Here is a 14,937-nt window from a genome sequence, read left to right as displayed (position 1 = left end):
ACCAAGAAGAGTCATTTTGACCAAAGCAAACCAGCAGTCTTAATGACTACAAGCAGCCAAGAACCCCGGTTTACAAGGCTTGCGGAACTGGCACGGAAGTTGACTCCTCCCTGGTAATCGTCATCCAGCCAAGGAGTCACCCATGCTCAACGAAGCGCAACGCGCGATCATCAAGGCCACCGTCCCGCTCCTGGAGTCCGGCGGTGAGGCGCTGACCACGCATTTCTACCAGATGATGCTCGCCGAATATCCGCAGGTCCGTCCGCTGTTCAACCAGGCCAACCAGGCCAGCGGCGCCCAGCCCCGAGCCCTGGCATTCAGCGTGCTGATGTATGCGCGACACATCGACCGCATGGAAGCCCTTGGCCCCTTGGTGGGCCAGATCGTCAATAAGCACGTGGCGCTGCAGATTCTGCCCGAGCACTACCCCATCGTCGGCACTTGCCTGTTGCGCGCCATTCGTGAAGTGCTGGGTGAAGAGATCGCTACCGATGAAGTGATCGCCGCCTGGGCTGCGGCCTACGGGCAACTGGCGGATATCCTCATCGGCGCGGAAGAAGCCAAATACCTTGAGAACGAAATCGCCCAGGGCGGCTGGCGCGGCGCGCGAACCTTCAAGGTGGTGCGCAAGGAACGCGAGAGCGAGCAGATTACCTCGTTCTGGTTCGAGCCCGAAGACGGTGGCGCCGTGGTGAGCTTCGAGCCAGGCCAGTACCTGGGGTTGAAGCTGCTCATCGATGGCCAGGAAGTACGCCGCAACTATTCACTTTCAGCCCAGGCCAATGGCCGTGGCTACCGCATCAGTGTCAAGCGCGAAGCCGGCGGCGTGGTCTCGGGTTACCTGCACGACCGGTTGCAGGTGGGCGAGCGCATCGAGCTGTTCCCACCCGCCGGCGATTTCGCACTGGAGGCCTCGACTCGCCCGCTGGTGCTGATCAGCGCCGGCGTGGGCATCACTCCGACCCTGGCGATGCTCGAAGCCGCCCTGCCGACCGGGCGCCCGATCACCTTCATCCACAGCGCCCGCAACGGCAGCTTGCAGGCTTTCCGCCCCTGGCTGGAGGAACAGCAACGCCAGCATCCGCAATTGAGGCTGCACTTCTGCTACAGCCAGCCACAAGCCGGCGACCGCTTCGACGCACAGGGCCGGCTGTGCCAGGAAGTGCTGGCCAGCTGGTTGCCAGAGGACCGCAACCTGGATGCCTACTTCCTCGGCCCGGCGGGTTTCATGGCCAGTGTCAAACGCGACCTCAAGGCCCTGGGTGTGCCCGTAGCGCAAAGCCACTACGAGTTCTTCGGTCCGGCCGCGCAGTTGCCGGACTGACACCCGCTCTACCTCAAGCGCCAGGGCCCGTGACGTTGGTCACAGGCCCTGGCGCTTGAACATTTACAGTTGCCCTGGCAGGCGGAAGCCGCGCAGCGCGCTCATGTCGAACGGGCTGGGCATTCGCTGGCTGGCCAGCAGGTAATTGGCCCGCAGGCCGCCAAGCTCGGCCTTGAACAGCAGCACGTCACGTCCGCTCAAGGGCTCGCTCTGCAGCAGGTCCAGCAGGCGGAACAGCGACCAGGGCCCGACGTCTTTCTCGATCCCCACCGCACGCCCTCCTCGGCGCTCGACCAGCAGGCTGGCCGCGCCCTGCCCTTCGGCGTCCGGCCAAGTCAGTGGCAACGGCACGATCGGCCCATGTCGGTATTCCTGCCGCGCCGCTCCGAAACGGAACTCCACCCGGCTGGCGGCGCTGTCCAGGCCGTAAGGTTCCAGGCGAAAGCGAATCTGCGGCTGCGCCGGGTCTTCGGCGAAAAACGCCTCGCGAATCCGCTGCGCCCTGCCCAACTGTTCGAGGAAAGCGACCGACATTGGCAGGCCGTGCCCATCGACGCTGCGCAAACGCAGGTTGCCCGGCTGACCACTGACGAAGGGTTGCAGGTGTCGCTCAACGAAGCGTTCCAACAGGCCCTGGGGCTTGAAGAACTCGCGAAAGTCATTCAAAGCCACGTCACTGCTGGCATGCGCATGGAAGGGATAACGCTGCGCCAGGGCCTTGGCGTAGAACGCGTGCAGTTCGTTCCGATAGCGCTGGTCCAGGTACCGATACGCATCGGCAAGCATCAGCCGCCAGGCATCGTCGGCCAGCACGGCGAACCAGTCGGCCGCCGGGCGCGGCAGGCGTGCGGCACTGTTGCGCAACTGGCTCAGCGCATCACGCTGGCCGCCCATTCGAGCACGGGCCATGTCATAAGCCAGCTGTTCAGGCTGGCTGGTACGCGCCAGGCTCGCCAGCTGTTGCTGCACGGCGTCCAGTGCCTGCAGCACCCCAGCCAGCTCGGGCACTGGCGAGTCGTCTTCATCGAGCAGGCGGTGCAAGGGTTCGAAGCGTCGTTGCAGCGTCTTGCGGGCATTGTCCGGCGTGGCCAGGGCTTTGCCGGTCTGCGCCAGCGCCGCCAGTCCCGCTTCGGGTTGAGGACTGGAGTCCGCCTCCTGGGCGGGGGCAAAGCGGGTGTTGTCGCGAATCTGCACCAGCATTTGCACCACCGGTGAATGCGCCGACAACAGGCCGTTGGCCAGGTCCGCGCCCTCACCGGCATCATTGAACGGCAGCAGCCCCAAACGCCCCACGGCTTCGCTCCAGTAGCGCGCGTAGTCGCGGAAATACAGCTGTTCCAGTTCCGTAAGCAATTGGCGCATCTGCCGGGCGCTCAGCTCGCTGCCCCCGCCGAGAATCCAGTTGTCACGCAGCAGTTCGCTGACCTGAGTGGCGCTGTGCACCGAGAACAGCTGTCGGTAGCCCTGCCGCGTATACAGGCCGGGGATGCCATGTTCGGCACCGACGAACAGCTCGCGTTGCGCCCCCAGGTGCTGGCCCAGGCGGTATTCCGGCAGGCCTCTGGCCTGCTCACGCAGCACCTTGTAGGCCAGGCTCGCCAACGATTCGCCGCGCAGCACCTGGCGGGCCTGACTCACCAGCTTTTCATCCAGTGGCTGGCTGAACGGCACCTGCAGCAAGGCACCGAAATGCCGGTTCAGGCCCTCTTGTACCTGCGGCTGGGCCGGGTAGATTCGCCCCCACTCCTCGTCCAGGCGCTGCGCCAGCCAGGCCGGGTCACGCCGCGCCGGCAGGTTGAGCATCAGGTAGGCGCGCAGGTTGTCCAGCAGTGCATCACGGTCGTGCAGGCTGGCACGGATGCGGGTTTCCAGCAGGCGACTGACCTGCGGCAGCAGCTGCGTCTGCAACTCGGCGTGGTAGGCGGCGACCACCACCGGCCGGGTGACGCCGCCCTGGTACAGCCCGTTGCGCTCATGCCAGGCCAGCGCCTCACTGGCGGGAAACACCTGGGTGGCCTGCCAGTGGTTATCGAGCAGCTTCAATGTGGTCTGGCTGTCGGCATCCGGGGTCAGAAGCTGGCGATGAAGCGCCCCGTCATTGGCCAGTTGGCGCAGACTTTCGAGACGCTGATGATTCAACGCGAAGCCTTGGGTCCACAGCAGGCCGCCCACCACCAGCGCCGCCAGGCCGGTGCCCAACACCGCACGCTGGGTCCAGCGGATGCGCCGCTGCTCACCTGGCTCCAGACCGGCCAGGGCGGCTTCAGCGAACATGACGCGGGCGAACAGATCATGGATGAACAACGACCGGCTGGGTGCGTGTCTTTCCGGGTGGAACTCCATCGTTCCATCCCGTTCCTCGTCACCCAGCGTCGGCACCGCCGCGCTGGTCAGATAGAACCCACGCAAGCCGTGCACGGCCCCCATTCGCCCAGGCGTGAATACGCCGTCGATGAAGCTGCACAGGCGCTCGCCCAGCACGGCCATCTGCTGGGAGAACTCCAGCATCAGACTGCGCCGACGAACGTCCCGGTCATGATGCAGGCGCCCCAGCAACTGGCTGTCCAAGTGCGCCAGCAAGGCCTGCACCTGTTGGCGAACCTGATGCGGGTCAGTGGCCATGCGCGGCGACGCCAGGCTGGCCCCCAGCACCTGTTGCTGCTGTTCCCGGCTCAGCGAGCTGAAGAACGCGGTGAAGCCCGGTAGCTGATCGGCCTTGCTCAGCACCAGGTAGACCGGTACCTGGGCGCCGAGGATGCGGCGAATTTCGTCCAGGCGCTGGCGCAGCTGCAACCTCAGCGCCTGCATGGCCTGCTGGCCGCCTTGCAACAGCATGGGCACCGGCACGCTGAGCAGTACGCCGTTCAACGGCCTGGCCCGGCGACGCTGGCGCAATAGCCTGAGCAGGGTTTTCCAGCCATGTGCATCCACACCGGCATCGAGCTGAGTCAGGTAGCGTGAGGGTACGTCGATCAGCAACGCCTGGTCGGTGACATACCACTCGCACTGGTCAGCGGTACGCTCGGCCGCCAGGTCGAAACTGTGCAGAGGAAACTCCAGCCCTGAACAGGCCAGCAGGCGGGTCTTGCCGCTGCCTGGGGGGCCGATCAGCAGGTAACAGGGTTGGCGGCGCGCAGCAGCACGACTCAAGCCGCAGGTGGTCAGGGCACGCATCGCAGCGGCAAAGCCCAGGCGCAGTGCCTTGCGCTCGTCACCCTGGCGCAACAGCTCGGCCTGGCGTACCGGGTCTTGCCCGGCAGCACGCCGTTTGGACCAGCCGGCCAGCAGCATTGCCGCGCCCCAGAGCAGCAGCAGTGCGCCTGCCGTCACCAGCCGGGCGCTGACCGACGCCCAAGGCCGCGACTCGTCGATGGCCAGGCGTGGGCCGCCCCACCACAGCAGGGCAATCACGCACAGCAGCAACACCAGGCTCCAGAGCCAGGCCTGGCTCAGTATGCGCAGGCATTTGTCGATCATCATCTTCATTGGCGGCCTCGCGTGCCTTGCGGTTTTTCATCCAGGATCAGGCCCTGCGCCTGCCATTGCTGCACCACACTGTCGCGCTGCTCGCCCAGTACCCAGGCAAAACCGGCGTACAGGATGCTCAGGCCCACCGCCGTGAACAGCGCGACCAGCCAGCGCGGTACGATGCGCAACGCTGGCGGTGGTTGCTCGCCAGGCCTTGGAGCTGGCACTGACAACTCACCGGAGGGGTCGCCACGCCAATGACGGATCTGCCGGTACAGCGCATCGCGGACCTGCTCCAGTTCCACTGCGCCCCCCGGCTGGACCCGGTAGCGACCCTCGAAGCCCAGGGCCAGGCACAGGTAGCTCAGTTCCAGCAGTGGCAGGTTGCGCAAGGGGTCTTTCGACAGTTGCTCCAGAAAATGGAAGAAGCGGTCACCACCGAAGGTCTCGTTGTGAAAGTGGCTGAGCAGGCTGTGTTGCGCCCAGTCGCCGTGCCGTCCCCAAGAAGTGGTGAGCACGGCCTCGTCGAGCACGGTGCATAACAGGTAGCGGGCAGTTTCGACCTGTTCGCCGTCAGCACCGGCATGCAGGGCCTGTCGCTCGAAGTCACGCAAGCGCTCGCGCAGTTGTGCATTGAGCGGGTCGATGGCCGGCTCGTTTTCGTCGTAGCGGATGCGCACCAGGCCGCTGAGCAAAGGCATGGCCGCCGCCACCAGGGCGTTACCGGGGGTGATTTCAGGCTGGCCTGGCGGGCCTGAGGATGAAGCCGTGAGTGGCCGGGTCGGCCATGAGGTATTCAAGAATCCAGGGGCTGCGTGCTGTGGGAGGGAATGATTCATGGATGTCAGTTCCTGATCGCCCAGAAGCCCAGTTCGAGGTCGCTGAACTCGCCCGAGACGTGCAAGGCGAAGCCGCCGGAGCTTTCCAGCTGGGCCAGCTCTTCGCTGGCGGGTTCGAGGACGAAATAGATCTTGTTGGCATGGAACGGCATCTGCTGCGGCGCCACGGGCAAGGGCCTGAAACGGATACCCGGCAAGTGCAGGTTGACCAGCTGGCGGATACGCTCCACCGCACCGACCTTGAGATGCGCCGGCAAGCGCTGACGCAGCGTTTCGCTGTCGCAATCGGCACTGGCTACCAGTACGAAGCTGCAGGAGGCCAGCAGGTTGCGGTCGTGCAGCACGGCGACCTGAACGCCGTATTCGCGAGGCTCCAAAGGCAGTTCGATGGCATGCTGCTCCAGGACCATCGACAGCGCGTGGCGGATAGCATCCATCAGCGGCGTGAAGCTGGCGTGCAGGTCTGCGTGCCGATAGTGGCCCTGCACGACGGCACGCTTGCCATCGCTGGCCAGGGTCGCCAGGTCGCCAAGCAGTGCCAGCAGCTGGCGGTACAGGTCCTCCGGTACGAGGCGCTGTGCCTCCAGGCAGTGGCGCAACAACAGTTCATGACGATTGATCAGTTGCAGCATGAGCAGGTCACCCAGCTGCGCGCTGCCATGGCTGGTGGTGTCGCCCAGACGCTCGGCCAGGATATCGCCCCGGTAAGCCAGCAGGCTGATCACTTCCTTCAGGCACGACAGCAGCCAGGTGCTGGCCTGGACATGGATGACGCTGGGCAGGAAATCTGCCGCCAGGGTGACCACCCCCGCAGCAGTGGCCTCACGGACCTGGCAGAGCTTGAGGCGCACCCAGCCTTCAGCAGCGGACGGCTCACCGAGCATCAGGCGCAGGTCGGGGCGCGCGCAGTGCACCAGGCTGCTGGCCTCCTCACCAGCATTGGAATCGGCGACCTGCATCGGGTACGCGATGAAACGCGCCAGCACATCGACCTGTTCGGGCTGCCGCGCCTCGACATGATTACCGGTCACCAGTGGCAAGGCCAGGTACACCGCAGCATCGGCAGTACCCGGCGGAATATCCAGCGCCAGGGGCTGTGAGGCGCCCGCCAGGTCGAACAGCGTACCGTCGGGCAGGATGCCGCTGGCCTGGCTGACCACCAGCTTGCCCATATTGAGAAACTGCACGTCGATCTCCAGCGCGAAGAATCCCCAGTTGTAGCCACCGAGCTGACAGGTGCGGGCGCGCAGTTGCTGATCGAGATAGCGGTCGTTGTGCTGCAGGTGCTGGGGACGCAGCAGCATGCCTTCCTGCCAGATGACCTTGTGCGCGATCATGGCTGGCCTCCCTGACTGCCCGGCGCGACGGGCGCCTGACCCAGACCTTCTTCGTCCAGTAGCAGCACGGCTGTGTTGCGCTGCCCTCGGGACAAGCTGAGTACCTGGCGCCAGCGCCCCGAACCCAGGTCACGGTAGCCCGCCAGCACACCGACATAGCGCCCCTGCTCGACCAGCAGCTTGAGCCGACGGGTTTCGCCGGGGCGCAGCTCCAGTTCTTCGCTGGCCAGCAGGTCCGCGGCCAGATTGGCGCGGGCCCGCTCATAGAGGTCGAAGAACGCACTGGCCTGGAAAGCCGCCGGCTGGCGCAACTCGTACAGACGCACCACCACTGGCGATGGGCGCCCATGCAGGTCGGGGTTGAGTCGCTCGCTGGCCGCAAGGGTCAGGTCGAGCCGCGTCGGTTCAGGCTCCGACAGGGCCGCGCAGCCGCCGAGGCCCAGCAGTACGCACAGCACCAGTGCCCCGCTCACCGGCTGTCTGGCAGGTGAAATTCTCGCACTCACGGCTCAAGCTCCAGGGCCGGCGGTTCGCCGAGCGGGCGGAACTGGTGGTGGTCGGAAGGTTGCAACAGGCTGCAGCCGGTCATACCGGCAAGCGTCAGCGCCAGTGACAAAATACGCCACGTGGTTGGGGACATCGGTGAATCTCCAGATCATGAGGTGGCGGTTTCAGCAACCGCCATCGGGTAGGGATTGAATGTTCAGGCGCTGCAGGCGGTACTGCAGGGTGCGGCGCGCCACGCCCAGCTGGCGGGCGGTCCTGGTGCGGTTGCCGCCGTTGCTGTGCAGGCTCTCGATCAGCAATGAACGCTCGAAGCGCTCCAGTCGCTGGCGCAGGCCAGGTTCGCGCTCGGGCAGCGCACCGGGACGGCAGATGAAATGTTCCAGCGACAACTGCCCGTCCTCGCACAGCAATACCGCGCGCTCGACCATGCCCTTGAGTTCGCGGACATTGCCGGGAAAGGCATGAGTGGCAAGGAAATCCAGCACCGCCGGGGACCAGCGCAACGGCGCCACGCCGGTTTCGCCAGGACGGCTGGCCTGGCTCGCGAAATACCGGGCCAGCGGCACGGCATCGCCGGTGCGATGACGCAAGGCTGGCAGTTCGATGGGAAACTGCGCCAGGCGGTAGTACAAGTCTTCGCGGAACTGCCCCGTCTTGGCCATGGCGAGCAGGTCTCTGTGTGTCGAGGCGATCACTCGCACATCGATACGATGCGTGGTGTTGGCCCCCAGTGGTCGTACTTCACCCTCTTGCAGCACACGCAGCAGCTTGGCCTGCAAGGCCAGAGGCATGTCGCCGATTTCGTCGAGCAACAGCGTGCCGCCATGCGCGGTATCGAACAGCCCTGGACGGTCGCGCAGGGCACCGGTGAAGGCGCCCTTGCGGTAACCGAACAGCTCGCTTTCCAGCAGGCTTTCCGGAAAGGCGGCGCAGTTCTGGACCACGAAGGCGCCTGCGCGCCGGGTGCCTTGCTCATGGATAGCGCGCGCCGCCAGTTCCTTGCCAGTGCCGGTTTCACCGGTGAGCAGCACCGTGCAGTCACTGGCCAGGACCTTGCTGATCATGCGCCGGGCATCGCGGATCGCCGGGCTGTCGCCCAGCAACCCGAAGTCGTCGGAGCACGACGGGTAATGCACAGGTGTCTCTTGCAATAGCGGTGCCTGCAACGCGGCCAGGCGGCTGGAGAGCAGATCGCCAAGCTGACTGAGCAACCCGCTGTGATGACCCAGTGGCAAGCGCCTGGCGCTGACACACAGCAGCAGGCCAACGGCCTTGCCTCGGCGGTCGCACAATGGCACGCACAACAATGACTGCCAGGGCATCTGAGCGGACGGCAGGAAGGACGTGTCGTGCAGCGCGGGGTCGAGGCTGTCCAGATGCAGCGCCGTCCGCTGACGCAGCACGAACGCCAGCAGCGGGCAGCTGTGGTAGCTCGGCAGCGCTGCGCACTGGCGTGGCGAGAGCGGCGCGACCAGGTGTTCGGCGGCAAGCTGCAGGTCCGGGCCGCCATCTGCCAGCAGGTACAACTGCCCCAGCTCACAGCCAGTGATATACGACAGTGCCTGGACGAAGTCGTCCTTGAGACGTTGCGGGCACTCGTTGCTGAACAGACGGAGGCAGCGCATCAGCAGGGCCTCGGCCTGCTCATCGAGAATCGGCGGGGTCATTTCAGGAGAACTCCCAGGCCAGAGCGCCTTGCGCATCGAGGTCGGCATGCGCATGTTCCAGGCGTTCCCCCCTGGCCATGGCGGCGAGCAGGCGGTCGACCAGGGTCGGCATCAACCCGTTTTCCAACAGCTGATCGATGAGCCTGGCCCCGCTGTGGTCCTGACGGCAGCGTGCGCTCAGGTGCTCGGCCAGCCGGGGGCTGTAGCTGAAGCGCAGGTCGCGCTCGCGCAGCCGGCTGGCCAGGCGTTGCAGCTTGAGCGTCACGACCTCACCGAGCACTTCGCCCGCTATCGGGTAGTAAGGCACCACCTGCATCCGCGCCAGCAGCGCCGGCTTGAAATGGCGGATGAGCGTGGGGCGAATGTGCTCGGCCAGCAGCGCGGCCTCAGGCCGTGCGCCGTCGGCACAGAGCGCCTCAATCTGTTCACTGGCCAGGTTGGAAGTCAGCAAGATAAGGGTGTGACGGAAGTCGATCTCACGGCCTTCGCCATCGTTGGCCAGGCCTTTGTCGAAGATCTGGTAGAACAGGTTCAATACCTCAGGATCGGCCTTCTCGACCTCATCGAGCAGCACCACCGAGTAAGGGCGCTGGCGTACCGCCTCGGTGAGCATGCCGCCCTCACCGTAACCGACATAACCCGGCGGCGCGCCGATCAGCCGCGACAGGCTGTGCTTTTCCTGGAATTCGGTCATGTTCAGGGTGGTCAGGAAGCGCTCGCCGCCATACAGCAGGTCGGCCAGGGCCCGCGCCGTCTCGGTCTTGCCCACGCCACTGGGGCCTACCAGCAGAAATACCCCCACCGGCGCATCGGCGCGGTTCAAGCCGGCAGCGGCGCAGCGCACCGCACGATCGAGCGCCTGCACGGCATGTCCCTGCCCACGAATGCGCGCCTGCAGGTCGCTGGCGAAGCCCTCGACCCGCGTATTGTGTTCTCGGGCCAGCTGCTGCACCGGCACCTCGCTCCAGGCGCTGACCACTTCGGCCACCACACGCGGACATACCTCGAAACTGACCAACCGCTGTCCGCGCTCATGCTCTTCCAGCTCGGCCCTGGCAACCGTCAGTTCACGCGCCAGGCTGCTGCGCTCCTCAGGCAAAGCCTCATCCAGACCCATGCCGCCAGGCCAACCGCCATCGTCCAGCGCTAGCCGCAACGCCAACAGGCGACCGGCCTGTTCACGCTGGATGTGCCAGTCCGCTTCCAGGCGGGTCAGCTGCCGCTCGAGTTCCGGCAAGCGGGCCTCCAGGCTGGCCAACGCCCGGCGGTCGACCCGCAACCCGGCCAGGGCATCCCGGCGCAACGCCTGCACCTGCCGGTAACCGGCAGCCCGCTCACCGCGCAACCTGGCCAGGCTCTGTGGGGCACTGGCCAGGCTGATGCGCACCCGCGCACAGGCGGTGTCCAGCACATCCACGGCCTTGTCCGGCAGTTGACGACCGGCCAGATAGCGAGCCGACAGGCTGACGGCGGCCTGCAAGGCATCGTCGCGAATGTAGACCCCATGGCTGCGCTCGTAGGTGGCAGCCAGGCCACGCAGAATCGCCACCGCCTGCTCTGGGCTCGGCTCGTTGACCTGCACAGGCTGGAAGCGCCGAGCCAGTGCGGGGTCTTTTTCGAAGTAGCGCTTGTACTCGCTCCAGGTCGTGGCGGCGATGGTGCGCAACTGGCCACGCGCCAGGGCGGGCTTGAGCAGGTTGGCCGCATCGGCGGCGCCGGGCTGGTTGCCACTGCCGATCAGGGTATGGGCTTCATCGATGAACAGGATTACCGGGGGCATGGACCGGCCGGCTTCGTCGATGACCCCTTGCAGGCGCCGCTCGAATTCACCCTTGACGCTGGCCCCCGCCTGCAGCAGTCCAAGATCCAGAGTCAGCAGCCGCACAGCCTCCAGCACCGGCGGCACCTCGCCCGCCACGATGCGCAGGGCCAGGCCTTCGGCCAGCGCGGTCTTGCCGACCCCGGCCTCGCCTACCAGGATCGGGTTGTTCTTGCGACGCCTGGCCAGCACGTCGATCATCCGGGCGATCTCGCTGTCGCGACACAGCACCGGGTCCAAAGCGCCCTCGCGGGCCTGGGCCGTCAGGTCATGGGTAAAGCGCTCCAGCAGGGAGTCGCCGCCAGAACCGGCGCCCGCCCGGGCGCCAGGTTCATCCACGCTGGCCTTCAAGCGGCTGGCATCGAGTTTTGCCAGCCAGGGCTGGTAGGCGCAGCCGGCATGCGCCAAGGGGTTATTCAGCACCGCCAGCAACAACGCGGCTTCGCCAACACTGCTCTGGCCTAGTTCGAGGTGGGCCAGCAGCAGCGCCTCCTGCAGCCATTGCACCAGCTCGGGGGCGAACGCCGGGTTGCGCGAAGTGCTCTGCCCCGGCTGCGGCTGTAACAGGTTGCGCAGCGCCCCGGCATCGACGTCGGCATCACGCAGGCCCTGCGGCAGCAGCCCCTGGGGGCGCTCCAGCAGGCATAGCAGCAAGTCCTCGACCAGTACTTGGCTGGCGCCCCGGGTCACGCAGCGTTGCGCGCAGGTTTCCAGGTCGCGGCGCGTGTCGGCGTCGAGGGCCTGAATGAGTTTTTGCAGGTCCAGATTGATCATGCTCAAGGTCCTTCAGTGAATCCGGTGGCCGAGGGTGACGACGCCGTCGGCGCGCTCGCGGCCCAGCCAGCTGGTCCAGCCCAGACGACACGGGTTGTGCTCGCCAAGGCGCAGCTCGCGAAGTTCTTCGTGACGCAGTTGCAGGCGGATGTCGTAGTCCAACGGGTCGCGCAAGGTGAAGCGCACCAAGGCGCACAACGGCTCATGGCCGCTGCCTCCGGGCAGGAAGTCGTGGAAGCGCTGCCAGTCGAGCTGGCAGACATGGATGCGGAATTTGCCGGCCCGATCGCGTACCTGCCGGCCGATCACCAGGTCATTGCCCAGGCATGAGTGCCCCAGGCCGAGGCGATTGAGCTGCTCGGCGAGAATGTCGACGCGGCGCTCAACGCACTGCTCGATGTGTAACCGGGCATGCTTGAAGTAGTAGCGCAGGACCGCCTCGACCAGCGCGGCGGAATGGCCGCGCAGGCTGAGCAGGCCGAGATAGGGCAACAGGCGTTTCCAGTTCAGGGCCCGGGAGGCACGCAGGGCGGGCGAACCCAGGCCGATCAGGGCGAACAGGCGCTGTGAGAAATCGTCTTCGGCTCCCCGACGGAAGCTGGCGTAATAACGATACCGGCGCCATACCGGCAGCAGCAGGCGCTGCAAGCGGTGATGAAACAGGTCGAGAAACGCCCGGGTTCGCGTGCCCTCCTCGCCATCGCGCAGCGCCTGCTCGGCGTAGAACGCCGGCAAAGGCGATGCCGAACCGCACAGGGCAAGCAGGTTCAAGTGCAGCCGGGCATGCAACCGCCCCTGTTCTTCAAAGAACTCCAGACGCTCGATGTCACTGCCGGGAAAGCCCAGGCCAGGGTTGGCCTGGAACTCCACCAGCTCGTACAGCGCCTGCTCATCGAGCTGCGGATGGTGCTCGCGCAACCGCGCGATGATCTGGCCCAGGGCCTGGTACAGCGAGTACTCGCGAATCGAACCGGTCAGCCGGTTCACAACAGGGGTTGTTGCCCCATGCGTGGCTTCCATCGATGGTTCTCTCCCTGAGTGGTGATGACCTGCAACTCGTGAAAGGAGTTGAGGCTGGCGTAGAGCGCGAAGAATTCGTTGAGCACCGAGGCGAACAGGAACAGATCGCCTGCGCCGCTGAAGTGGCGTGGGTCGATGCGCAGCAGGGTACGCAGGCCACGCACCGGCAAGCCCTGGTGCAAGCGGTCGACGCCCAGGTGCTGCACCGCCTGCAGGCCGCCGAGCAGGTGGTTGCTGAGCCTTTCGGCATGCGGGTCGTAGTGACGTGGCAGGTCGTAGGTCTGCAGGATGACCTTCAGCGCCTCGACATTGGTCAACGACAGGTAGTTGAGCGACATGTTGCTGATCAGCCGCCATAGAAAGTCGCGACCCAACGGCGGCGGATAGCTGCGGGTCGCCGGTACGATGTTGCGGAACCTGACGAATGCGGGACCGTTTTCACAGGGCTGGTCGATTTCACCGACCTGCAAGCGGCGTGGCAGGTCGTGGTTGGTACAGGTCAGCTCGACGGACAGGGTTTCACCGACCTGCGGGCTGTCACCGGTAAAACTCAGCCAGGTTTCCAGGCTGCCATGCACCGGCGACGGACGCTGGCGAACACTGTAGTAAGGCTGGCGCCCGGTCATTTCGAAGCTGGGGTCATGCTCGAAGGACTCGAATGGCACGTAGTTGCGGTAGCCGAGTCCGCCACTGCGCCAGCCCACCACGGAATCCACCGAATACACGGCACGGCTCTGTGCTCCGTCGGCGCAGGCCATCAGCAGGTAGTCGTCACGCCGGCCATCGATACGCAAGGGTAAGGCGTCGTGACGGAACAAATTGACGATGGGTGTGCAGTACAGGCGCACATTCGCTGCGCCAGGCTGCAGTTGGCAAAGCGCCGGGTTGCCCATGGCCAAACGCAGTTCGAAACCCCGCCCCTGTTGCAGCAGCCGCTGCGGCAGGCTCTGGAGGGCGACCAGGCCTTGCAGCTCGACGAACAGGAACTTGTCCTGAAACGCGAAGTATTCCTGGAGGATGCGGTAGCCACGAAAGGTGTTGAGCGGGTACGGCACCAGTGCTTCGTGCTCGGCGAAGCCCACGGGCTGGACGCTGTCGGCGGGCAACTTGAGCGTCACAGGGTGGCCGCTCTCATCACACAGCGCCTGTCCGTCGCCACCCAACGGCAGCAGTACAACGTCCTGCAAATGACGCAGCAGGCTCAGGTAAAGCGTCTGGCTGACCGGGCGCTCACCGGCCAGGTGCAAACGCAGGCGCTGCAGGGACAATTGCCCCAGATGCCCTTCGCCGGTCACATGCAGGCGCAGCGTCAGTAGCGCGCCTTGGGCGTCGGCCGACAGGCTCAGTTCGGTCAACGCCAGGGGATGGACTTCAGTGTCGTAGCAGGTGCGAAAGCGGCAGCGTACACCGTCTACCGGCCGGCTTTCGATAGGACTGCCACGCACCACCAGGCGCCCCGCCTCGGGCTGTTCCAGAGGATCGAACTGCAGAATGCTGAACGCGGGCAGCGGCCGCAGGTAGTTGGGCCACAGCAGTTGCACCAGCGAATGCGTCAGCTCGGGCAGATCATCGTCGAGCTTTTGCCGCAACCGCCCGGTCAGAAAGGCGAAGCCTTCGAGCAGACGTTCGACATCCGGGTCCTGGCCAGGCTGGCCGAGCCAGGGCGCCAGTCCCGGATTGCGCTCGGCAAAGCGCTGCCCGAGTTGGCGCAAGGCGCTCAGCTCGCTCAGGTAATAGTCATTGAAGGTCAAGAAAGGTCACCCACGGCGCGTGGTCCGATCCGTATCTGGCTGCCACCCTGCAACCGCAGTTGCCAGTGCACTGGCCGACGCAGATCGTCGATGCGCAGCCAGGCCGCGACGCTGAAGCCCAGCTTTAGCGGGTCATGGCCACCAGGCAGCGCCGCCACTCGCACCTCCTCAAGGCGCGGTTCGTAACGGCTGATCACCGCCTCGATGGCCGTGCGGGCCTGTTCAAGGGCATCGTGCAGGCTCAGGCGCAGATCATTGAGGTCAGGCAGCCCGTAATCGCCAAGGGTCGGCACACTACCGGCGCGTACCACCAGCATGCGCTGCAGGTGAGTGGCCACCGAGTCCATCACTGCCTGCTCGTGAGTCCATCCGGCCCGCCGGGCCGAATCGCCGGCCAATCGTTCGAAAAGGCTGCCATAACCGTTCATGGC

At 65.6% G+C, this 14,937-nt stretch carries 11 protein-coding genes; 1 reads left to right on the top strand and 10 read right to left on the bottom strand.

The window, feature by feature from the left end:
* The first annotated feature begins 142 nt into the window (after positions 1-142).
* Entirely contained in the window at positions 143-1,324 is a 1,182-nt protein-coding gene (hmpA, locus tag RRX38_RS01800; protein WP_315961246.1) for an NO-inducible flavohemoprotein, read from the top strand.
* 63 nt (positions 1,325-1,387) lie between these two features.
* Here hmpA and tssM read toward each other — a convergent pair whose 3' ends face one another.
* The 10 genes from tssM to tssE are packed head-to-tail and all read right to left on the bottom strand — an operon-like array spanning position 1,388 to position 14,934.
* The gene (tssM, locus tag RRX38_RS01795; protein WP_315961245.1) at positions 1,388-4,810 is read right to left on the bottom strand and encodes a type VI secretion system membrane subunit TssM; all 3,423 of its coding nucleotides are present in this window, start codon (positions 4,808-4,810) and stop codon (positions 1,388-1,390) included.
* Positions 4,807-5,631 carry a type IVB secretion system protein IcmH/DotU gene (gene icmH, locus RRX38_RS01790; RefSeq protein ID WP_315961244.1) on the bottom strand — a complete coding sequence of 275 codons (825 nt, stop codon included), beginning with the start codon at positions 5,629-5,631 and terminating at the stop codon, positions 4,807-4,809. The genes tssM and icmH overlap by 4 nt, the downstream gene beginning before the upstream one ends.
* Before the next feature lie 5 nt (positions 5,632-5,636).
* Positions 5,637-6,968 (bottom strand): type VI secretion system baseplate subunit TssK, encoded by a 1,332-nt coding sequence (gene tssK / locus RRX38_RS01785; RefSeq protein ID WP_315961243.1) that lies wholly within the window; start codon positions 6,966-6,968, stop codon positions 5,637-5,639.
* Positions 6,965-7,474 carry a type VI secretion system lipoprotein TssJ gene (gene tssJ / locus RRX38_RS01780; protein ID WP_295473430.1) on the bottom strand — a complete coding sequence of 170 codons (510 nt, stop codon included), beginning with the start codon at positions 7,472-7,474 and terminating at the stop codon, positions 6,965-6,967. The genes tssK and tssJ overlap by 4 nt, the downstream gene beginning before the upstream one ends.
* Complete coding sequence (locus RRX38_RS01775; protein WP_295473427.1) at positions 7,471-7,608, bottom strand: hypothetical protein; 138 nt, start codon at positions 7,606-7,608, stop codon at positions 7,471-7,473. The genes tssJ and RRX38_RS01775 overlap by 4 nt, the downstream gene beginning before the upstream one ends.
* A 31-nt stretch (positions 7,609-7,639) precedes the next feature.
* Positions 7,640-9,142, bottom strand: a complete 1,503-nt coding sequence (locus RRX38_RS01770; RefSeq protein ID WP_410524888.1) for a sigma-54 interaction domain-containing protein — start codon at positions 9,140-9,142, stop codon at positions 7,640-7,642.
* Position 9,143: 1 nt separating this feature from the next.
* The gene (gene tssH / locus RRX38_RS01765) at positions 9,144-11,735 is read right to left on the bottom strand and encodes a type VI secretion system ATPase TssH (protein ID WP_315961241.1); all 2,592 of its coding nucleotides are present in this window, start codon (positions 11,733-11,735) and stop codon (positions 9,144-9,146) included.
* Positions 11,736-11,747: 12 nt separating this feature from the next.
* Positions 11,748-12,755: a type VI secretion system baseplate subunit TssG gene (tssG, locus tag RRX38_RS01760; protein WP_315961240.1), complete on the bottom strand. Its 1,008-nt coding sequence runs from the start codon at positions 12,753-12,755 to the stop codon at positions 11,748-11,750.
* Positions 12,719-14,506, bottom strand: coding sequence for a type VI secretion system baseplate subunit TssF (gene tssF / locus RRX38_RS01755; RefSeq protein WP_315961239.1), 1,788 nt, complete (start codon positions 14,504-14,506; stop codon positions 12,719-12,721). Before tssF ends, tssG begins: the two co-directional genes overlap by 37 nt.
* Positions 14,503-14,934, bottom strand: a complete 432-nt coding sequence (gene tssE, locus RRX38_RS01750) for a type VI secretion system baseplate subunit TssE (protein ID WP_315961238.1) — start codon at positions 14,932-14,934, stop codon at positions 14,503-14,505. Before tssE ends, tssF begins: the two co-directional genes overlap by 4 nt.
* Positions 14,935-14,937 lie beyond the last annotated feature (3 nt).

The organism is Pseudomonas sp. DTU_2021_1001937_2_SI_NGA_ILE_001 (genome assembly GCF_032463525.1).
In the GTDB taxonomy this organism is placed as follows: domain Bacteria; phylum Pseudomonadota; class Gammaproteobacteria; order Pseudomonadales; family Pseudomonadaceae; genus Aquipseudomonas.
Note: the sequence above shows the minus strand (reverse complement) of the source record. Positions and strands in the feature narration are given on the sequence as shown.